At 40.5% G+C, this 22,967-nt stretch carries 13 protein-coding genes; 6 read left to right on the top strand and 7 right to left on the bottom strand.

The features are described 5' to 3' along the window. Window positions 1-5 precede the first annotated feature (5 nt). Window positions 6-497 (bottom strand): cupin domain-containing protein, encoded by a 492-nt coding sequence (locus tag GR160_RS03550; RefSeq protein ID WP_237421160.1) that lies wholly within the window; start codon window positions 495-497, stop codon window positions 6-8. A gap of 49 nt (window positions 498-546) precedes the next feature. Here GR160_RS03550 and GR160_RS03545 point away from each other — a divergent pair, with 49 nt between their 5' ends. Then, window positions 547-1,563, top strand: coding sequence for a helix-turn-helix domain-containing protein (locus GR160_RS03545; protein WP_370519196.1), 1,017 nt, complete (start codon window positions 547-549; stop codon window positions 1,561-1,563). A 214-nt stretch (window positions 1,564-1,777) separates the two neighbouring features. Here GR160_RS03545 and GR160_RS03540 read toward each other — a convergent pair whose 3' ends face one another. The 4 genes from GR160_RS03540 to GR160_RS03525 all read right to left on the bottom strand — a co-directional run bounded on the left by GR160_RS03540 (window position 1,778) and on the right by GR160_RS03525 (window position 11,905). After that, window positions 1,778-4,672: a sugar-binding domain-containing protein gene (locus GR160_RS03540; protein ID WP_202390698.1), complete on the bottom strand. Its 2,895-nt coding sequence runs from the start codon at window positions 4,670-4,672 to the stop codon at window positions 1,778-1,780. Window positions 4,673-4,746: 74 nt separating this feature from the next. Continuing rightward, a complete protein-coding gene (locus GR160_RS03535; RefSeq protein WP_160748450.1) occupies window positions 4,747-6,123 on the bottom strand; it encodes a sugar porter family MFS transporter in 1,377 nt (458 codons plus the stop codon). A gap of 2 nt (window positions 6,124-6,125) precedes the next feature. Beyond that, window positions 6,126-8,555 (bottom strand): beta-galactosidase, encoded by a 2,430-nt coding sequence (locus GR160_RS03530; RefSeq protein WP_202390697.1) that lies wholly within the window; start codon window positions 8,553-8,555, stop codon window positions 6,126-6,128. Window positions 8,556-8,566: 11 nt separating this feature from the next. Beyond that, window positions 8,567-11,905, bottom strand: a complete 3,339-nt coding sequence (locus GR160_RS03525) for a DUF5107 domain-containing protein (protein WP_160748449.1) — start codon at window positions 11,903-11,905, stop codon at window positions 8,567-8,569. Between the two features lie 275 nt (window positions 11,906-12,180). Here GR160_RS03525 and GR160_RS03520 point away from each other — a divergent pair, with 275 nt between their 5' ends. Next, entirely contained in the window at window positions 12,181-13,077 is an 897-nt protein-coding gene (locus tag GR160_RS03520; protein ID WP_160748448.1) for an AraC family transcriptional regulator, read from the top strand. Between the two features lie 63 nt (window positions 13,078-13,140). On the opposite strand, the gene GR160_RS03515 is transcribed toward GR160_RS03520, so the two are convergent. After that, entirely contained in the window at window positions 13,141-14,469 is a 1,329-nt protein-coding gene (locus GR160_RS03515; protein WP_202390696.1) for a PAS domain-containing sensor histidine kinase, read from the bottom strand. Next, window positions 14,466-15,821 (bottom strand): sigma-54 dependent transcriptional regulator, encoded by a 1,356-nt coding sequence (locus tag GR160_RS03510; protein WP_160748447.1) that lies wholly within the window; start codon window positions 15,819-15,821, stop codon window positions 14,466-14,468. Before GR160_RS03510 ends, GR160_RS03515 begins: the two co-directional genes overlap by 4 nt. A 144-nt stretch (window positions 15,822-15,965) precedes the next feature. Here GR160_RS03510 and GR160_RS03505 point away from each other — a divergent pair, with 144 nt between their 5' ends. From GR160_RS03505 to GR160_RS03490, 4 genes are all read left to right on the top strand, one after another. Continuing rightward, a complete protein-coding gene (locus GR160_RS03505; RefSeq protein WP_160748446.1) occupies window positions 15,966-17,204 on the top strand; it encodes an efflux RND transporter periplasmic adaptor subunit in 1,239 nt (412 codons plus the stop codon). Window positions 17,205-17,342: 138 nt separating this feature from the next. Continuing rightward, complete coding sequence (locus GR160_RS03500) at window positions 17,343-18,047, top strand: ABC transporter ATP-binding protein (protein ID WP_160748445.1); 705 nt, start codon at window positions 17,343-17,345, stop codon at window positions 18,045-18,047. Window positions 18,048-18,100: 53 nt separating this feature from the next. Next, complete coding sequence (locus tag GR160_RS03495) at window positions 18,101-20,527, top strand: ABC transporter permease (protein ID WP_160748444.1); 2,427 nt, start codon at window positions 18,101-18,103, stop codon at window positions 20,525-20,527. A 2-nt stretch (window positions 20,528-20,529) separates the two neighbouring features. Further along, window positions 20,530-22,956 (top strand): ABC transporter permease, encoded by a 2,427-nt coding sequence (locus tag GR160_RS03490; RefSeq protein WP_160748443.1) that lies wholly within the window; start codon window positions 20,530-20,532, stop codon window positions 22,954-22,956. Window positions 22,957-22,967: the final 11 nt, after the last annotated feature.

The raw sequence follows: 22,967 nt of genomic DNA, 5'->3' as shown, positions 1-22,967 counted from the left end.
TATGTTTATTGATTAGCAATTTTATATTCGTCATCTGTTACAGGTTTCAACCAGTTAGCATTTACCTCACCCAAATAGTTTGTAATAGCTATGTGTACCATTTTGGTTCCGGCCGTGGCACCATGCCAGTGCTCTATATTTTCAGGTATATCTACCACATCTCCTTTGTTTATGTGCAGGGCAGGCTTACCTTTCTCCTGATACAGCCCTTTGCCTTCAGTTACAATCAAGACCTGTCCTTTGGGGTGGCTATGCCAATTGGTACGCGCACCGGGTTCAAAGGTTACACTGCCAATTACAAAATTGTTATTTGCAGTACGCTGCTGTATTAGGTAGAGATATGCTTTGCCTGTAAAATATTCTTCAGGTGTGCGATCGCCTTTAGGAAAAATCGCAGTAGTTTCAGTTTTTGTAGTTTCCATTTTGTTCTCTGTTTGTTTATTGTCGCAAGCAGCCGTGACGAGTATTACTGCAACAAGTGTAATCTGTTTTATCATTGATAATATTTTGTTTATTAAAACAGTTACTACAAATTTCGGAATAGGCATGAGTACAACGTTTATACATTTTACAGGTATATATACCACTTTTACTGATTTGGTTATTTACACCATAATGAAACAGCAGGATTCAATACATTTGTTTAAAATGATTGATATGAAGACGGTAGAAAGAATTGATACAGTTAAAGAATACAACGATTCGGTAGGGGCAGATACCCTGCATCCACTGGTAACCGTAGTTGATTTTGATCAAATTCCCTCTTTTCAATACTTCCGAAGGTATATGGGTGTGTATGCCGTTTTTCTTAAATACATTAAGTGTGGCGATATGACTTATGGATGCCAGCCGTATGATTATGAAGATGGTACCCTGGTATTTGTAGCACCGGGGCAGGTATATGGTATAGACAGCAAAGGCGAAAAGATAAAACCATGGGGCAAAGCGCTTGTGTTTCATCCGGATTTAATTACAGGTACACATTTGGGTAGAATAATTAAAGATTATAATTTCTTCTCTTATGAGGTAAATGAGGCCCTCCATCTTTCTAAAAAGGAACGTGATATTATTAACGATTGCTTTGAGAAAATAGCAACGGAGATAGAATTGAATATTGATAAACACAGCAAAACCCTTATAGTTTTTAACATAGAGTTGTTCCTAAACTATTGTATGCGTTTTTACGATCGCCAATTTATAACCCGCACCCACGTAAATAACGATGTATTAACACGCTTTGAAAATTTGCTGAATGACTATTTTGTATCGGGTAAACCAGCTGTAATAGGCCTGCCTTCTGTAGCTTATTTTGCAGGGCAGCTAAACCTATCGGCTAATTACTTTGGCGACCTGATTAAAAAAGAAACCGGGACTACTGCACTGGATTACATACAATCAAAATTGATCGAGGTAGCAAAGGAAAAAATACTGGAACCAAATAAAACCATAACAGAAGTATCTGATGAACTTGGTTTTAAATACCAGCAACATTTTACAAGAATTTTTAAGCAAAAAGTAGGCATGGCTCCGGTAGAGTTTAAAGGGCAAAATACTTTTAATTAGCCGATACTCCTTTTCTGTGATATTCAATACAGTAAAAATGGTTCCTGAAAATGTAAAACGTCATATTGCAACAGTCTCTTTTCTTCAATATTTATACGTTGCATAGAAATTGCAGGCAAGATAATAGTCAATTAAACCAAAATGCAGCAAAATCTGAATAAACATTAACACTCTAATTTAGAACGCATTATAAGTACCACAGTGCTTTATTTATTTATTGATTCTTTGTTGGCAATGGTTTTAACTCATCAGGATTTTCTTTTGTAAAGCTGTCCCATACTTCTTTAGATGGCGTGGTAAATATAGCTTTCAATGCTGCAAGGTCTACAGTATCTTTCGGATTAAATTCTTTTGAACTCATATACTTTTTCAGGCTGTACAGCAGCTGCCTTGCCGCTACCCTGTTATTTGCATCTGTAAACAGGTCGGCGCTGCATACTATAATTTTGCCTTTACCCACCTTTGCCTCCATAATTAATGCGAGCTTACGGTTCATGAACCAGGTATCAATCGGCTGAACCAAAGGTTTAAATCCGGCAGGGAAATCTTCAAGATGCATTACCTGTGCCTTATTCACAATTTCCCACCATTGCAGGTCGCTGTGGTAAGCGGTAGGGAAATCGTTAAAAGCGGCACTTGCAGTATCGGCTAAAATACCTAAGGTGTGGGGCGGTTTCATTTTAAACCACGATGTGTTCCAGAATACAGGAGTAAAATACTGTACTACTTCTTTACCCTTTACAACTTTGCCCGCAGCATTTAAAAAAACGGTGCCGCCATTTTGCAGTACTTTTTCGGTTTTTGCATCAAGAACATCAGTAAAATAAATGTTGTTCTTTACATCGGGCAACTGTTGTGGGTACACCCAAAAATTCCAGTCATTAGTTATTACTGTTCCGTCAAGGGTAACTTCAAGGTTAAGCTGAGTGGCCTTTGTAATGCTATTTAAGGCCACTGCTATTTCTCCCGCAGGGGTTACAGCACCTTTTGGTAATTCCAAAGTTTTTAAAGTGCCTTTAGCCACAACTCTACCCGCAGCATCTTTTACTACCCAGTTTAACTTAGCATTTTTTAGGGTTTCTGCCCCAAAATGATACTCTTCTATATTAGCCTTAAATTCCTCATTATTAGTGTAGGTAAATTTAGGAATACGGCTCAATAACACAGTACTGTTACAGAATTTTCTCCATTCGGCCGGGCTTATGTATCCTTTTTCGTTCCATAAAGCGTTAAGCACTCCTATAATGGCACTCCCCTGACCCGGAAAATCCTGCAACCCTAACAGCTGGAAACCGGCACTGTTTGGCGTGCGCAGCGATTTTTCTATTTCCTGCTTGTAGCAAATTGCCTGTAGTTTGCCTGAAGCCTTTAAAAAATCTTCGGCTTGGTCAAGCATGCCGTGGGCTTTAAGGTCGGCTTCAAAGAGTTCAAAATTCTTAGCTCGCATTACACCTGTGTATTGTTTTATCTCTTTAAAATCAGGAAAAACACACCACTGCCCCATTTCATGCGTAATATACGGAATGCTGAAAGCTGCTGTTTTTTCGGCATAATCGCTCATGGTTTCGGGTTGCACCGTGTTCCAGTTCAGTCCCCTCGGACCTGATTTAATCATGTAATCACTTTCCGGATACAAAGGCCAGCTCATAGCTACCGATGCCCCTGTATATATATGCCTGTTGTCTTTATTTTTCCAGTACACATTATATTTTTCGAGAAAAGATGCCTGATTTTTTCCGGCAGGCTCGTTACCCGAAGCAAACAGGCAAAACGATGGGTGGTTTGCATAGGCCTGCATAATACGGGCTGTTTCCTCATACAGATACTTATCAATAAACTTCCCGTCGCCTAAAGAAGTGCCGTGGTTAGGCCATGTAGGGCCTTCCGGCTGAAGGTAAAAACCCACCTCATCAGCAGCAGTAAAAGCAACCTCCGGCGGACACCATGAATGGAACCTGAAATGGTTAAGCCCATGCTCTTTGGCAATGGCATATACCCTTTTCCATCCGTCAACATCCATGGGCGGATAGCCTGTTAACGGAAACTCGCAATTATTAAGGTCGCCCCTTAAATGTACTTTATTACCGTTAAGGGTAATGTAGCGGCCTTCGGCCTTAACCTGCCGCATGCCAAAACTAACCTGTTTTTCATCTCGTGTTTTCCCCGAAGTAAGGGCAACGTCAAGCTTATACAGCGCAGGGTTAAATTCATCCCAAAGCTGCATATCATTACCTAAAACTATTTCGGTATCTATAAATGTAGTATCAGCAGCTGCAGCTTTATAATCAACGGTTAGTTGCGGCAACGTGTGTTTTGTTTTTGTATTAAAGCTTTCGACTTTAAAGGTCAGCGTACCCTTTTGTTTTTTGCCTGTGTTAGCTATGGCAATACGTACACGTGCTTTTTTATTATCTACGTCGGGGTACACCTGCACATCGGCAAGGTAGGCCTGTGGTTTAGCCTCTAAGGTAATCTGGCCTATTATACCATTCCAGTTGCCTTGGGTGTGGTCGCTCACACTGTGCGAATCAGGCCCCACATTCATGTTATCAATACGGTTGTCTATGCGGATGGTTAATATATGTTCGCCTGCTTTAAGCCCCGCAGGTAACTGATAGCTGTGCGCCGCTACTAATGAATTTTGTTCGCCCAATGCTATATCGTCTATCCATACGGCTGATTGTATATGGCAACGCTCCAGATACAGTAACAGTTGTTTTTTAGTCCATTCTTTTGGGATGGTTATTTTTCGCTGGTACCAAGCTGCGCCCACATAGTATTTTACAGGCGAAAGCCAGAACGGTATCTTTATATTTCCGGGCTTACGGTAATGTGCAAGCCTTGGAAAATGGAAATAAGAACTGTCGTAAATAGTGCCCGTCCATGGTGTGGTAAGGCTAACATCATCGCCTTTGCCGTTCTCTGCCATAGAACCGGGCAGTTTTATAACATCATCTTTAATTGGCTTTTTAAACCAGTTTTCTTTAACGCCTTTGTCCTGCCTGTCTATAGCAAAAGACCATTCGCCCGCAAGCGAAACCTGCTGTGCGCAGGCTGGCAGCCCGAGCATCAGTATGCAGATTTGCAGTATATTCTTTATTTGTTTCAAAATCATAATTTTAAAATTCAATGTTATAAATGAGCTTTTGTTGATTGCCGTCAATTCTTTTGACTTTATGACTTTTAAACTTTAGACTTACCAATGTCCTGTTCCAGTTCTTCCAGTGTTTTTCCTTTGGTTTCTTTAACCTTTAGCCATACAAACAAAAGCCCCAATGCACAAATAACCGCATAGATGTAAAACGACTTTTCCTGTAAATTTTCAAACAATATGGGGAATGTAAATACCAGTACAAAATAGGCGGCCCATAAGGCTACAACGGCTATAGAAGTAGCTTCGCCGCGCACGTTGTTAGGAAAAATCTCCGATATTAAAACCCAGGTTACCGGGGCAAGCGTCATGCCGTAAAGCCCTATGGCGGCAAGCAGCAGCCAGGATACCGCGGCAGACTGCATGCCTAACAGCTGCACCACAAAAAGGTAAAGCACGGCAAGCCCACCCGCACCTAAAAGCATGAGCGGCCTGCGCCCAAGCTTGTCTACCAGAAGCATGGCTAACAAAGTAAACACAAGGTTTACACCACCTATAAAAACGGTTTGCAGCAATTGGTCGTCCTGAGAGGCACCAATGCTCTCGAATATTTTTGGGGCATAATTAAACACCGTATTGATGCCGCACAGCTGCTGAAACACAGCCAGGCCAATGCCCACTGCTACAGCGCTGAATATACCTTTACTGAAAAGGCTGCGGTAACCGGAACTTTTGGTAACGCCCTGCAAAGACTTCTCAATCGTTTGAATGGAATCTTCAGAAAAAGAGGCATCGCCAATTTTAGTAAGCACACTGCGGGCTTTGTCCGTTTTTCCTGCTTTTATAAGCCAGCGCGGACTTTCAGGAAGCCACGCGGCACCCACAAAAAACAGTACCGATGGCACAAACCCCAAACCAAACATCCAGCGCCAGGCATCAGGGCCGCTGTCGCGAAGGGCATAATTAACCAAGTTGGTAACCAAGATGCCTATTACTACCGTAAGCTGGTTTATCGCTACCATGCGTCCCCTGAAATGGGCCGGAGAAACCTCGGCTATGTACATGGGCGAAAGCATCGAGGCCATGCCCACACCCACACCGGCACAAAAACGTGCGGCGATAAACACATCTCTCGAAACCGAAAATGCCATGGCTAAAGATGACACGGCAAACACTACGGCAGCAATAAGCAATCCGGGACGACGGCCGTATTTATCGCTTATGCGCCCTGCAATCAGGCAACCTGCAATGGCGCCAAGGGCAAGGCAGCCTGTAGCAAAACCCTCCCAATAGGCATTAAGGCCAAACTCTTTTTGCAAAAAAGGCAATGCGCCCGATATGACTGCAAAGTCGAAACCAAAGAGGTAGCCGCCCAGTGCAGAGATAAACGAAATGCCTGTTATATAGAGTGTATTGTATTTATAGTTTGTTGCAGACGAAACTGTGGTTTCGCTTATAAAATGTGCCATGTTTAAAAGGTTATGTTTGTGGTGTACTGTAACTGCACATCAAAATTTTCTACTTTAAGGTATTCTTTTTTACCGCCAAAATCAGGGATACTTTCCGGATACGGCTGCAGGTCTACCAAATAGGATGCATTTTTTTGCATCGGCCTGAAATAGAATACCATTTCCTGTGGTTTGCCGGTCAAAAATTTACGCATCCCTATTTGCCAGGGTATACCTTTATAAAACTCGTCGGTCACCAGCTTTCCATCTATGAATCCCATGGCGGTATCGGCCTTATAATTAATGGTAAGCACTGCATCGTTTACATGTTCAGGAAGCGATTGCGGCAGGCTAACCGTCCATTTTCGTTCCGTAGCCTGCTTGCCTTCAACATTTACTGTGGCAGCGGGAAGCGTGATTTTATAACTTGAGAAAACAGTGTTGCCATCTGTTTTTCCAAGGGTACCGAAAGCTGTTTTGGGAGTGCCGTTTATTTTTGGGTACACGTCTAAAGTAAAACTATTTGCCCCATCGCTAAGCAATTGCAGGTTTTTACCGTTTTGCAGCACTACTGCATCAGAAAAAATAAAATGCCTGCTGCCATTAAGGGTTACCCTATAAGCTTTTAATGCCTGCTCTTTACTAACCACTAAAATGCGTACCGGTTTGCCGTTTGCTGTAATTGTAAATTCACTTACAGCACCATTGCAGGTAACCAATGTGTTTTCTCCGTCTTTATGAATGGTTGCACCGTTAGTGTTTACAGCTCCTGCATCTCCGTTAAATAAAAACTGGCCTTTAATTCCTTTTGGGGTAAAGAAAATGTAATACGACTGCGACTCATCGTCGTTCTTTGCCAGAAGCTGCGCCGTGGCATACTGCAATGTAATGCCGTTAATATCGAGGTTAAAGGGGATTATAAAATTTTCGTTAGCATCAAGATTAAAACTGCCCTTATGTGGTATCAGAATTTCCTGCTGTGCCGTTTTTATTTTCAGGCGGATGTCTTTCTGCGGCAGCATCAGCGTGTCGTCCTGAAAGTTATTGATGAACACAAACCCTGAGTTGTCTTTTACGCGTGCGGCATACCTTAAATCGGTTATGTTTTCGGGCTTAAGCAATGCGGCATTTGCCGGAAGTGCGGTTTGCATAGGTGCTAAGAGATGACCAAAATCCTGAGTGAAAAAATGCAGCAGTTTCAACCTGTGGAAACCCTCCCGTACCTGACCGTATTCGCCAACAGGTGCCTGAAAATCATACGATATTTTAGGCAGGCCGTAAGCCTCATCGCTAAAATAAGAATTTTCTCCCTGCGGTGTAGAACCACCGTGATACATATAATAGCCTATGCCGTTTGCACCACTGCCCAGGCAACGGTTTATCATGGCATCAAAACTTTTATGCACGGCAATGGGCCTGCGGGTGTACACGCTCATAATGCCCGAACCCAGTTCTGCAGAAAAGGCAGGATAATCGGCAGGATTATAGCGCACGGGCGAATAATCAGGCACCTTACGCATGTCTTTATACAAAAAGAAAGGCGAGTAATCGCGTTTAGGCGTCCAGAACGGATAGGCATACCCAGCAGTAACCGGTATGCTTTCACCTTCTATAATAGCTGCGTTGCCCCAGCCTGTAGCGGTATATAGCGGCACATCGATACCGGCATTAACGGCTATATTTTTTAGGATTTTCATGTGGTCGTTGCCCAACTGTGCATACGGATTTTTTGCATCAGAAACACCCACACCCTCCTGCGTAAGGCTTATATCTCTTTCAGATGCGGTAAGGTCATACGGCTGTCCGGGATAGGTTAAACCCCACGGCGCAGCAGAATGCTGGTATTCGTTTTCTATCTGTATGCCAATAATGGGACCACCGTTTTTAAAGTACAGCCCTTTAAGCTGTTTGGCAGTTTGTGTGTACAGGCGCTCTACATATTTTAAATACAAAGGGTCGTTAGAGCGTATGGTTAACGGCTTGCCTAAAAGCCAGTCGGGCAGGCCGCCGCTGCGTATTTCGCCATGGCAAAACGGTCCTATGCGCACAATAACCTGCATGCCATTTTTTTGGCACAGCTTTATAAATGCCTTCAGGTCTTTGTCGCCCTCCCAGTTAAATTTGCCTTCCTGTTCTTCATGCACATTCCAGAACACGTATGTGGCTATAACCGTTATGCCCCCGGCTTTCATTTTCTGTATGCTTTCTTCCCAGTATTTTTTAGGGTAACGCACGTAATGGAATTCACCCATTACAGGTACAGCAGGAACACCGTTAAACGAAACATACTGGTTGTTAACGCTGATTTTATCTCCTTTAGGGTTAGTTCCCCCCAGCTTTAACCGCTCATTTACCGGGGTGGCAGGAGCTGTAGCATCAAGTTCGTATATGTTCTGGCTGTAAGTGTTAAGGGCTATAGCCAGGCATATAAAACTATATAGGTTTTTCATCATATCAAAATTCGTTAAGAAACTGCCGGAATTACCTGCTTTGCCATTTGCCTGTGCACCTGTGTCCCTTGGTGGTTAACATCGAGCGCGAGTACTTTATCAAACAGTTCAATTGCCAGCGCAGTATTCTCACCGCGAAGGCCGAGCCTGCCGAGTGCCTGTAAATATAGGCAATGTATGTAGTTTCTTTCGTTCAGGTTGGCATCAAAAACAAGCAGGTCAGGTAAGGAGACCGCAAAATAGTCAATGCTAATCTCATCATCAATATGGCTGTTGCCAAAGTTAATCAGGCTGTTAAAAATGTCGGTAGCCCTTTCTGTTTCGCCAAGCTTTTGCCATGCCAGCCCCTGATAAAAAATCTTATCTGGCTGCGGGTCGTTATAAAATATGGCCTGCACCGGCTGACTGATACCTTCGGTAGCTTTGTTATAAAACTGTGTTGCCGTGGCATTATCGGCAAGCAGTTCTTGTGCCATGCCTTTCCAGTAATGTATATCGTTTTCCTGTGTGCCTACCAGTTTGCCTTCGCCAAGATTGTCAGGATAATTCTCTGCAGATTCCAATAGTTCAAGGGCTTCACTGTAATTGCCCCGCGCTATGGCCTGTTTTGCAAGCTCTATGTAGCACAACAGGTACTGCTTAACCACTTTACCCTCGCCACCTTCCCACGGGTGAAATTTATAGGCCGCAATAAGGTTTTTTGCCTCCTGATATTTGCCCGACTGGTTGTGTAGCGTAACCCACTCTAAATACAGGTCGTCGCGCTGCAGCACAAGGCTTTTATACTTTTCCAAAACCTGTAACCTTTCCTGCAACGAATGATTTAATTTTTTCTTCAGCTGGTCGAGTTCCATAAGCACGCGGGCATCGGAGGTATCAAGGTCAAAAGCCTTTTGCAGTGCCGTTAGTGCCTTTGCGGGGTCGTTCAGTTTATTGTGGTATGCTAACGACAGGTTTCGCCATACGGTAGGGAAACTGCCGTTTATTTCTGCCGAATTTTCCCAGCATTCAACCGCCTCACTGTACTGTCTTTTGTCGTACCAAAAATTACCAAGGTAGTAATAGGCGTTGGCATCATCTGGGTTTAGCTCTGTAGCTTTTTGCAGTACCAAAACCTCTTCTATACGGTTAGGGAAAATAAAATCAGGAGATGCAGCTGCACCTTTGCGGTAATACTCTTTTGACGAATCAACATCTCCTGCCTGGGCCGCAAACCAGCCTTTGTAATAATTTATAAGCGTGTAATTTTCAGCCGGGCAAAGCGATAAAAATTCAATCGCATCGCTGTAAAGCCCTGCATGGGCATAATCAAGGGCATATTCTATAAAATTATGCTCCCACCCACGGCTTATGTGTTTTAGCTGATTCAACACCTCCGCGGCTGTAGCCGAATCTGTATTTTTAAGCAGCAGGTATTTTTCGTAAAGACAGCCAAAGTTAAACGGGTCTATCGAAAGGCTTTCTTCGACAAATGCCAATGCCTTACTATTTTTATTCAGCAACCTAAGGATGAACACTTTTGCATGCCTTGCCGAATGACTGTTATAATTGCGCACAATAGATTTGTCAATCAGTTCCAGTGCCTCTTCATAATCGCCTTTGGCAGTGGCAAGTCGTGCAAGGTTAAAATAGCCCGCATGCTGCCAGGCATCGTTCCACACGCTTTTATAAAAAGCCTCAAAAGCCTCATCGCTCCTGCCCTGTAATTTTAGCGTCCATCCCAGGTTGTAATACGCTTCACCATCATAAGGGTTGGGGTTGCGCTGGGTTAAGGTAGCAATGCTCGCCCTAAAATAAGGCTCGGCCTTAGCAAACTGACCCCGACGCAGGTACCACAACCCCATAGCGTTGTTGTTACGGGCATCCTTTGGGTCGCGCCTTAGGGCTTCAAGGTAATAATCGGTGGCTACAAAAGTAGCATGCCTGTACTGTTCTAAATGAAGTCCGGTAAGATACAACTGCTCAGTATTCTCTACGTCTTTTGGAGCAATGGCGGCCTGTGCAGGCTGTGGTGGGTCTAACGCTATGGGTGCCTCAGCGCAGTAGCTTACTAGCTCTTTGTTATTATAAAGGTTGATTACCGTAAGCCTTATATCTTCAGGGTTTAGAACTGTTTCCAATACCAGTTCTTTTATATAAGGGTTTTCGGGAGATGTTGCAATACTATCTGTAAACACCAAACTATCTTTATCATACAGCTTTACCTCCACATTGTCATAGGCTGCAGTTGTATAAAGCTTTATAAGTGCATTAGCATCATTGAGTTCTATATTTACAACCGCCTCTTTAGTAGCATTTTTTATAGCGCCTACTTCTCGGTAGGGCATAAAATATTGGGTAAATGTCTTTTCTTCGTAAGGCTGCAGCCAGGAAAAGTCGGGTTGGTTGTCGGTATGCACTCCGGTCATCAGTTCAATATAAGGCCCGTCTTCATCGGTAAGATTCCTGTCCCAAGCCACGCCAAATTCGCCATTGCCCCAGGTCCACTGCTTTTTACCCGGCACAATATGGTGGTTGGCTACGTGCAGCAAACCGCCCTGGGTGTCGTGTTCGTATCCGCCTATAAAATCGTATTTGGAACTGACCGCCATATAAGACGTAGGCACAGGTATATTTTTGTAGCGTGAAATATCAGTACCCGGTGCATAATCTACTTTATAATAAATGCCTTTGGCAATAGGAAACGACGACACATCGCGCTTGCCATGGTCAAAAACGGCATAAACATCGGGCGGAAAAACCGACTGGTAATCATCGTTAACCTTTACGGCAGGGTTTGCCCACCATAAAAAGGTTTGCGGAAAAGGCGTGCGGTTGTAGAGTTTGCCTTTAATTTCGATATAGGCTTTATCAGGATAAAGGGTAAAACCGGCCATACCCTTGGTACGGAACATGCGCTCTACCTCGTTTACCCAAACGGTCTTACTGCCGTCTTCGTTTTCTTCAATGGTAAAATCTACCGCTTCAAAAGTAGAAGGACGGTGGTGCTGCGGCCAGTTAAACTCTATACCGCCCGATATCCATGGGCCGGTAAGCCCCACCAGTGCCGGTTTTATAACTTGGTTGTAATATACAAAGTGGCGTTGTTTTACTTTATCATACGCCATTTGTATCCTGCCGCCCAGTTCGGGCAGTATCATTACTTTTATATAGCGGTTTTCTATATATACCGCCCTGTAGGCTTTATCGGTTTTTTCGTCGTATATTTTTTCGATTACCGCATGCGGATATACCACCCCGCTACTGCCCTGATACACCCTTTTTTCAAGAAACATAGGGTTCTTTTCAGCCTTGCCCACCGGGTAAGTTGATATTATTACGATTTCTTCCCAGGCTCTTACTTCGTTTATCATAACTTAAAAACAAAATGGTTTTTAGCAAAGTAACAGATTACAAACTCCGGCAACAATGGAGTAAATTTTGAATAAGATAGATTATTTTTAGATTTGTATATTTCAGCCACATCTACTACATATTATAATAAAATAACAAATAGCATTTAATTTTTCATCCTATACATATTTAATTACTAATTTTGAATTTATACTTAAAATTTCAAGCAGAAAACAGTACAACTTAAAACCATTAATGGATAATATTATGTATTTAAACAAACTTAATACAGGTAGTGGAAAACATAATTAGAAAGGAAGAAGGCTTTAACGGGCAAAGAGCTATAGCCGTGCCTCGAACTATTTTAGAGAGTTTATGCATTACCGACAGCATTATAAGCAACCTGTATATAACTAACATTGGCTACTATCCTAAAGCGCTGCACCATTACAGGCACAGACCCGAAGGCGCAGACCAGCATATACTTATATATTGTACTGACGGCAAAGGACAGGTAGAAATGAATGGAAACACTTACTATATAGAGCCGGGCAATGCGATAATTATTACGCAAAAAACGGCACATACTTATGCCGCTGATGCTAATGTACCGTGGAGTATATTCTGGGTACATTTTAAAGGTAGTGTAGCCTTAGATATTGCAGAACGTTTTAAAAAACTGCATGGTGCAAAGGCTTTTATAGAATCTGGCAACAATACTACTTCCCTGTTTAATAACATGTACCGGCAACTTGAAAGAGGCTACAGTATAGATACATTAGTTAATGTAAACATGTGCCTGTGGCATTTTTTAAGCACAATAATATACAACAGCAGGCAGGAAGACAAAATACAAAACAGCGGTGTTGCAGAAATTGCCATTGATTTTTTTACCCGAAATGTACACAGGACCATTACGCTTGAAGAAGCTGCCAATGAGGTAAAATTATCTGCTGCACATTTTTCGGCGGTGTTTAAAAATAAAACGGGCTTCTCCCCTATTGAATATTTTAACCAGCTCAAAATACAAAAAGCCTGCCAGTACCTGCACTTTACAAACCTGCTTATTAAAGAAATAGCCCGCGAACTTGGCTTTAACGACCATTATTATTTTTCGAGGCTTTTTACTAAGGTAATGGGCATATCTCCGGACGGCTACCGAAAACGCAGATTGGAACAATTTCACGATTAATAATAGCGTTCTTAAAGTAAGAAAAGATAACGATCATATAATATATATATCTATTTACTGAATCTACCTTAAAATACTGATAGTGAAACTGGTTTTACCATCATGCATTTGGTAATTAAGGTATCCTCCATGTGCTTCTATTATATTTTTGGATAATGTAAGTCCTATACCTGCACCGTTTTTTCTGGTAGTAAAAAACGGGAGGAAAATTTTATCCTCTATTTCCTTATCTATCCCCTGCCCTGTATCAGTAATAGTTATAAAAATACGATCGGGGTTAGCATTGGTTTCAATGAGTATTTTTTTATTTTCGCTACTTTTTAAAGCATTAATACTATTAGTTAACAGATTTATAAACACCTGTTCTAACTGTAAAACGTCTGCCATAATAGTTATACCAGATGGTATATTATTTTCTGTAACTATATATTCGCTTTCAAAAGAAGGTTTCATTAGCTGCAATACGCTGTTCACTAAAGTATTTAATAGTACAGGCTTCTTGTCGGGTGACGGCAGCATGGCCAGTTTACGGTAACTGTCTATAAAACTCTGTAAATGATTGCTTCGTTGTATCATTGTGTCAACACTCTGGCGTATGTCGTGCATATCTTCATTAGACAGCTCTTTCTGGTGCATAAGTTCACTGAGATTTTGGGACAAAGAACGTATAGGCGTTATACTGTTCATCAACTCATGAGAAATTACTTTCATAAGATTTATCCATGCATCTTTTTCTTTTTTAGCAACTATATTTTGGATAGAATCAAGCAATATCATATAATACACCTTGCCAAAGGCACTTGTCCTGCTGGTCTGGAACATAAAGGTTTGGTTATCTCCGTTATCCATACGTACCTGCAATGAAGTGCGCATATCCTGAAAATTATGCTGCTCCACAACATCACACAAAGCGGGTAAGTGTTTTTTTAGATATTTCCATTTGCTTATGTGCGGAACATCAAAATATTTAGAAAAATAATCGTTACTAAAAAAAATGCCCCATTCGTTATCATCTTCCCTTAGTATCACTACAGCCGTTTCTATATTATTGAGTATAGAACGGTACACTAAATCCTGAGTTACCTGATCGTGCTGATTGGTCTTCAAAGTAGTATATAGCTTAATCAGGTTTCTGTAATTTTCAAAGGAACTGTGTACTGTAAAATCAGCCGTAAAATCATTATTTAATATAGCGCTTATGGTTTTATCATAAAACAGGAACGTTTCCCTAATAAAGGTAAAAAGTTCAACAATAAGCATAATAAAGGTAAGTCCGCAAAAAAAAGTAGTATAATAAAGCTCTTGCGTAAGTGCAAAAAATGCGCCTGCCACTGTAATAATTATTATTAACAGACGAACAAACAGAAACTGATATAATCTGAACTTTTTCATGACCTGTCTGCTTTACCAATTTCGTATTTATCCATACGCCTGTAAAGTGCAGCACGCGATAGCCCAAGTTCTTCGGCTGCACGGCTTACATTATAATTTTGTTTTTGGAGTGCACGCAGTATAGCCATTTTTTCTACATCAGACAGAGCTGCATCTTCGGGCAGGGCCAGCTCTGTTGCCTTGTCAAGATCGAGGTCGTTAACCGTAATAATATTGTTATCGCATAAAATTACAGCACGCTCTATACGGTTTTCCATCTCTCTTATATTTCCATTCCAGGATTGCTCAATAATCAGGCTCTTTACCTCATCATCAAATAACAATAAATCCCTTTCATATTTGTCTGCCATTTTATTCAACAGAAAATTTGCCAACGAAAGTAAATCTTCCTTACGTTCTCTAAGCGGCGGCAATGTAATAGCCATAGTATTTATACGATAATAGAGATCCTCTCTGAAATGCTTTTGGGTTACTTCATTTTTCAGGTCAATATTAGTAGCTGTAATAATTCGCACATCAAGCTGACGCGGCCTACCCTCCCCCAACCTCGTTATCTGCTTACTTTGCAACACCTGCAGTAGTTTTGCCTGTAAATGTAAAGGCACATTGCCAATTTCATCTAAAAAAATTGTCCCGCCCCCTGCAAGTTCAAAACGTCCTGGAGTATCAGTTTTTGCATCGGTAAAAGCTCCTTTGGCATAGCCAAATAATTCACTTTCAAAAATATTTTCGTTCAGTGCACCAAGGTCTACATGTATAAAAGAGCCAGTTGCACGATTACTTTGTTGGTGTATGTAGTGTGCCATTACATATTTACCGGTACCGTTTTCACCCAGTATTAAAACATTCGCATCGGTACGCGCTACTTTTCCGGCGAGGGAATATGCTTTTTTAATAGCAGGCGATTCGCCAATAAAAAAGCTTTCGGCAGCAGATTGTTTTGCTGCCTGCCTGCGTTCTTTGCGGCTCTCGGTTACAGCAGCTTTAATTACTTCTAACAGTTTGTCGTTATCCCACGGTTTTAGTATATAATCAAAAGCGCCCAGTTTCAATCCTTCTACGGCAGTTTCTACCTTACCAAAGGCTGTCATAAGCACCACGAGTGTTTGCGGGGCAAAAGCTTTAATTTCTTTAAGCAGGTAAACCCCTTCGCGGCCATCCTCAAAACCTATGCGGTAATTCATATCCAGCAATACCACATCTATAGCCTTTTCAGACAATAATCGTATTGCTCTTTTGGGGTCCGAAAGCGTATAAATTTCTTCAAAATGTTTTTTAAGCGCCATCTTAGAGGCGAAAAGAATGTCTTCCTGATCGTCTATTACTAAAATAGCTGCCTGAGTCTTTTTCATATTGTGTTCGGTTTCGGACAAAAAGTGTCCGTTTTCGGACACCCCTGCTATTGGTGTGATTTAAAAAAAAAATGATATTCAGTACTTTATATTTTTTTAAATTTTGGCACAATATTGCTGCTATATAAGCCAAATAAATACCTAATGGATACCATAGTTACCCGTAAAAATAGAAAAAATAAATACCTGTTGCTTGCCCTTCCTGTTTTTTTGGCAGCTGGATATTTTCTTACAACAGCAGCTATCAGCAAAAGAAGTTTTAATGTAAACAGAAACGAAATAACCATTAAAACTGTAGAAACCGCCTATTTTGAAGATTATATTGTGTTACAGGCAAAGACCGAACCTTTAAACTCTATTTTACTGAATGTTATAGAGGGTGGGTCTATACAGGAAATATTTGCGGCTAATGGCGACCTTGTTACAAAAGGCCAGTCATTGGCTAAGTTGTATAATCCAAATACAGAACTTAGTTATGTTACACAGGAAACCTCTATAATAGAACAGATAAACAATCTTAACAAGGCTAAGCTTGACCTGCGCAATCAGGAACTGAGTATGGCAAAAGATCTTGTGGCTATAGATCATGACTATCAGGATGCCAAAAACCTTTATGACCTTAATCAAAAATTGTTCAGGCAGGAAATATTGAGCAGGAACGAATGGGAAAAAACGCAGGAAAACTTCCGTTTCCAAAAAGAACGAAAAAACATTATTCAACAAAGTATACAGCGCGAAAAAGAGGCCAACCGCATACAAATAAATCAAATTTCGCAATCGCAGGCCACTATGTATAAGAGCCTTGAAATATTGCGCAGCAATAAAAAAAACTTTTTGGTAATTGCCCCGCTCGCCGGAAGACTTACTTCTTTTGAGCCGATATTAGGAAAAAATTATGTGGCCGGTGAAAGCATTGGCAAAATTGACGTAATGAAAGGATACAAACTGGTTGCCGAAATTGATGAATTTTACCTGCCGCGTGTAACCGAAAACCAAAAAGGAAAAGTAGAATATAAGGGTAAAGAAATAGATGTAGTGGTAAGCAAAGTAGTACCCGAAATTAAAAACGGGCGATTTTTAGCTGAATTAAATTTTATTAGTAATAAACCTATTACTGTACAACAGGGGCTTAGCTTTAGTGTAAGACTTATTCTTAGTGAAAAACAAAAAACAGTAGTACTGCCACGAGGAAGGTTTAATGAAGAAACCGGTGGTAAATGGATATTTGTAGTTAACGGTGATAAGGCTGAATACAGGGAAATAAAACTGGGGAGGGAAAACCCGTTATATCATGAGGTGCTTAGCGGACTTAAACCCGGAGATAAAGTAGTAACCAGTAATTATGCCGACTATAAAGAAATAAAAATACTAAACTTAAATTAATTAAAGATCACTTTTTAATATGCCGGCTCTCATCAGGCCAGTGCACAGACCATTAAGATATAAACAAAACGAAGGAGTTCATCATCAATCAAATAAATCATCATTAATCACTAACCATCAACTCTAAAAATTTTAGTTATGATACAGATCAGTAAACTTACAAAAGTATTCCGCACCGAAGAAATAGAAACCCGTGCGCTTAACGAAATATCACTTGAAATAAAACAAGGCGAGTTTGTAACCATTATGGGGGCTTCCGGCTGTGGTAAATCTACCCTACTTAATATTGCAGGCCTGTTGGACAATGCCACAGGCGGCAGCTACAAACTACTCGATAAAGAAATTAACGGACTTAGCGAAAGCGAACGCTCCAAAATACGCAAGGAAAATATTGGTTTTGTATTCCAGAATTTTAACCTAATAGATGAGCTTTCGGTTTTTGATAATATAGAGTTGCCGCTTATTTATAATAAAGTTCCATCACAGGAGCGTAAGAAAAAAGTAGAGGCCATAGCCGAAAGGCTTGCCATATCGCACAGGCTTAAACATTACCCCCAGCAATTATCCGGAGGGCAGCAGCAACGTGTTGCGGTGGCACGTGCATTAGTTAATGACCCAAAAATTATACTTGCCGATGAGCCAACAGGTAACCTTGACAGCAAAAACGGCAATGAGGTTATGGAACTGCTTACCGATCTGCATGCATCGGGTGCCACTATACTTATGGTAACACACTCTAATCATGATGCTGCTTTTTCCCAGCGAACCATAACTATGAAAGACGGTGAAATTTTGAGCGAAAAACACAACACAAAAAAAGTGGATGTACTGATTACTGGATAAATAATCATTATCTAAAACCTTCATCAATCATCAATACCTAATAATCAGACAACATGCTTAAAAACTGGCTAAAAATATTTTTACACCACTTAAGAGTTAATGCTTTCTTTTCGGCGCTAAATGTACTGGGGCTGAGCCTGGGAATTTCAGGACTTATATTTGCCATACTTTACTTGAACGATGAGCAATCTTATAATAGCTGGAACCCTAATAAGGATAATGTTTTTCAATCTATAAGTGTTATAAGCGAAGACATGATATGGCCGCATAACGTGTACCCGTTGGCACCGTTTATGGACAAAATACCTGAAATTGAAGAATACTGCTACCTGAACAATTATTACGATAAAGAGATTGTTGCATACGGCCAGAAAAAAGTAGATCTGGAACTACTTGACACTCAAAAAAACTTCTTTTCTTTCTTTCCTTTCGAAATTATAAAAGGTAACGGCACCAACCCACTGCCCGACAGCAATAGTATATCACTGAGCGAAAAAGCAGCACAAAATATTTTTGGAAAAGAAGACCCTGTTGGAAAAGAAGTTAAATATACCGGAAGAAGCCTTGTTGTGCGCAGTGTGTACAGGATACAGGGTAAATCATCTTACATGCCCGATGCGGTAATAAATCTTATAGGCATAACACGCCTTAAAGGCAACGAAGACCAATGGGGCAACTTTAATTTCGGATTACTTTTAAAGCTAAAAAACCCGGAACAAATAGACATAGTAAAAAAGAAAATTGAAAATGTACTTATAGAAAACCGTTCAAAGAAATTTGCACAGCAAGAGGGCATTTCGCTGGAGGAATACCTTAAAAAAAATGGCTCTATGAAAACAATATATGAGCCATTGTCTATGGCAAGGCTTCACTCAATTGTAGAAGGCTATCCTGAAGGGCGTGGAAATTATCAGTTCCTGCTCATTATAGTGGGATTATCGGTACTAATACTTTTGCTGTCTATAGTAAACTATGTAAATCTTGCCACCGCCAATGCTATTAAACGTGCTAAAGAAGTTGGTGTTAGAAAAGTGCTTGGTGCAAGTAAAAATAATATTATAAAACAGTTTTTATTTGAGGCTGTACTAACAGCTTTTACTGCAATATTAGTGGCACTGGTTATCGTAGAATTGGCATTACCTTTTTATAACGACTTCCTTTCTAAAGATCTTGCCCTAAACAGCACTCAATTTTATCAGCAGCTTATACTAATATTTATTACGGTTATAGTTACTGCAGGTTTACTGCCCGCAATATATGTATCAAACTTTGAAATGCTAAAGGTGCTCCGCGGAAATTTTAGCCGCAGTAAAAGCGGTATTTGGCTGCGCAACGGCATGCTGATAGTACAGTTTGCCATAGCTTCGTTCTTTATTGTAGGCTCTTACATCGTTTACTTACAGGTAAATTTCATGATGAATAAAGACCTTGGCCTAAATGGAGAGCAGGTACTGGAAATAGTATACCACAACCCAAAAGTGGAGCCTACCCAAAATGATCTGAAAATTCTTTATAGTCATTATGAGGCTGTTCGCGATGAGATAAAGAAAATTAAAGGTGTACAGGGTGTAGCCGGCGGCGCATTCACATTGGGTGCAGATGCCGGAAGTTCATCGGGATATACTTACAATGGAAAAAATATACAGGGACAGAACATGGCAACAGATTTTGGATTCCTGAACATGATGGGAATGAAAATAGTAATGGGGCGCGAAATCAACGATACTTTTTCGTCTGACACCATCAATTCCATGATGATAAACGAAACAGCTGCCAAAATGATGAACGAAAAGAACCCTATAGGCAAGGAAATAGACTGGAACGACAAAAAGCTACGTATAGTTGGGGTAGTAAAAGATTTTCATCTTACCGGACCTCAAAACAAAATTCCGCCAATGTCGTTCTTTCATTTAAAGACTATAGACTGGATGTCATATAACCTCCAGAAAATGTATGTAAAAATATCGCCTGAGGCCATGCCGCAAGCCATTGCCGATATAGAGAAATTATGGACTTCGAAAATAGATACAGAATACCCCTTCAGTTACGATTTTGTAGATAAAACGTATGCCCGCACCTATTTGGGGTATATAAAACAACGCAACCTGTTCTCATTGTTAAACGGTGTGGTAATAGCTATTGCATTATTTGGCTTGTTTGCACTTGCCTCATACAGCATACAACGTCGCATGAAAGAAATTGCAATTCGCAAAACTCTTGGTGCAGAAACCATTGTGCTCATGAAACAGCTTAGCATACAATATATAGTATTTTGCATTATGGGCTTTATTATAGCTGCATTGCCTGCCTGGATACTGCTCGAAAAATGGCTCGAAAATTTTGCTTTCAGGATAGATGTTTCCTTAATGCCTTTTATTATTGGTTTTATAATACTAATGCTCCTTACACTTGCCGTAGTACTGGGAAGGGCTTTTGCGGCCACAAGGGTTAATGTGCTTAAATATCTAAAATACGAATAGTTATGCTAAACAACTGGTTAAAAATATTTATCTATCAGGTAAGACATAATAAATTCTTCACTTTTCTAAATGTATTGGGTTTAAGCATAGGTATTGCAGGTTTGATATTTGCCATACTCTATTGGGATGACGAGCACAGTTATGAAGCCCAAAACCCTGTAAAAAACAAAGCCTATTTTGTTGTAACAGACCTTAGTGAAGATATGGTTTGGGGGTCTTCGGCAGCACCGGTGGGTAAACATATAAGTGAAGTGCCTGAAGTAAGCGAATATTGTTATATAAATTCCTGGTATAACAGCGATATAATTAAATATAAAGGCAGGAAAGAAATGGCCGCTAAAATAATTGACGCGCAGGCAAATTTCTTTCATTTTTTCCCTTATCATTTTATACAGGGAAGTGCAGATACTGCGCTTACACCTGCAACAATAGCCATTTCAGAAAACTTAGCCAAAAGATTATTTGGTAATGAAAATCCTATGAACAGGCAGGTTGAACTTACGGGTAAAACATTTACGGTAAAAGGTGTATATAAAATAGAAGGTAAAGGCCTGTATATGCCGGAAGTCGTTACTAACATGATAGACTCTAAGCTTAAAGAAAACGAGAACAATTGGGGAAGCTTCAGTTTCGGGCTTTTTGTTATGGCAAAAAATGCAAACGACGGCATTACAATTGCTCAAAAAATAGAAAACCTTTACTACAATTACAGTACGGTAAAAAGTGCTAAAAAAAGTGCTATTCCGGTAGATGAATATATTAAGCGTTATGGTAAGGTAAGAATAACGACAGAACAGCTTGCAACCATGAGGTTGCATTCTAAAGTAAATGATATACCCGAAGGCAGGGGAAGCTACCAGTTTCTTCTTATCATGGCAGGCTTGTCAATACTCATACTCGTCATGTCTGTAGCCAACTATGTAAACCTTGCTACCGCAAATGCCGTAAAACGGGCTAAAGAAGTGGGCGTAAGACAAATTCTTGGCGCAGGTAAAAGAAACATTATTTACCAATTTATTTTTGAAACAGTTATACTTACACTCTTTGCACTGCTCTTTGCGCTAATGATCGTAGAAATAGCTCTGCCCTACTACAACAGTTTTTTAGGTAAAAAACTGGTTATAACTAACAATCGCTTTTTTGCAGAACTGATCATAATTTTTGCTGTAGTGGTAATATTAGCAGGCGTATTTCCTGCAAACTATGTTGCAAAATTTAAAGCTGTTGAAGTACTAAAAGGCAACTTTGGTCGCAGCAAAAAAGGTATATGGTTACGCAACTCGATGCTAATTGCCCAGTTTGCCATTGCTTCATTTTTTATTATTGGTTCCTATATAGTAAACCAGCAGGTTAACTACATGGCGGGTAAAGACCTTGGGTTTAACGGCAACCAAGTGGTAGATATTTATTTCAGAAACCCTTACGATTTTACAGAAAAGGGATTCCGTGATATGATCTCTGCACGCTATAATAACATAAAAGAGCGCCTCATGCACATAAAAGGCGTTCAACAGGTATCTGCTGCAACATTTACAATGGGCAATGGCTCTTCTTTTCAGTCAGGATTTATCTACAAAAATATAGAGGCTTCCTTTCAAAACATGGCTGTAGATTATAACCTTACCGACATTTTAAAACTCAAAATCAAGGAAGGAAGAAGCCTGTCGCCTAAATATGCTTCAGATAGTATTAATGCTGTATTGCTCAATGAAACAGCTATAAAGCTTATGGGCATAAAAAATCCGGTTGGCCAGTACATAAATTATGGCAACGATCTGCGCATGCAAATAATAGGCGTAGTGAAAGACTTTCATGTTAGCGGTCCGCAGGATAAAATATTGCCTATGGCTTTCTTCCATTACAAGAGCATAAACTGGATGTTGCAAAATGCACACAGCATTTATGTAAAAATTGATCCACAGTATACAGAAGAGGCACTTGCGGGCATGGAAAAATTATGGACAGAAGATGTAGATCCTGATTATCCTTTTAACTACGGCTTTGTAGACAAAAATTTTGAACGTGCTTATAAAAGCTACGTATACCAACGCAATCTTTTTACATTATTAAACATTGTGGTTATCATTATAGCGCTGTTAGGCTTGTTCGCGCTTGTATCGTTCAGCATACAAAGGCGAATGAAAGAAATAGCCATAAGACGAACTCTGGGTGCCGAAACCCCTGCCCTGCTTCGTGAACTCTCAAAACAATATGTTATTTACTGTATTGCAGGCTTTGTTATAGCTTTTGTGCCGGCATGGCTGTTGTTAGACAAATGGCTGGAAAATTTTGCATATCGCATACAGGTTGGCATAGTACCATTCATTGCCGGGTTCGTTGCCATTATGATACTTACACTGGCAATAGTACTTGGACGCGCTTATAATGCCACTAAAGCAGATGTACTGAAGTACCTTAAATACGAATAATAGATTTGAAG

Source organism: Flavobacterium sp. Sd200 (assembly GCF_009826935.1).
In the GTDB taxonomy this organism is placed as follows: Bacteria; Bacteroidota; Bacteroidia; order Flavobacteriales; family Flavobacteriaceae; genus Flavobacterium.
This window is presented reverse-complemented; position numbering and strand designations above follow the sequence as displayed.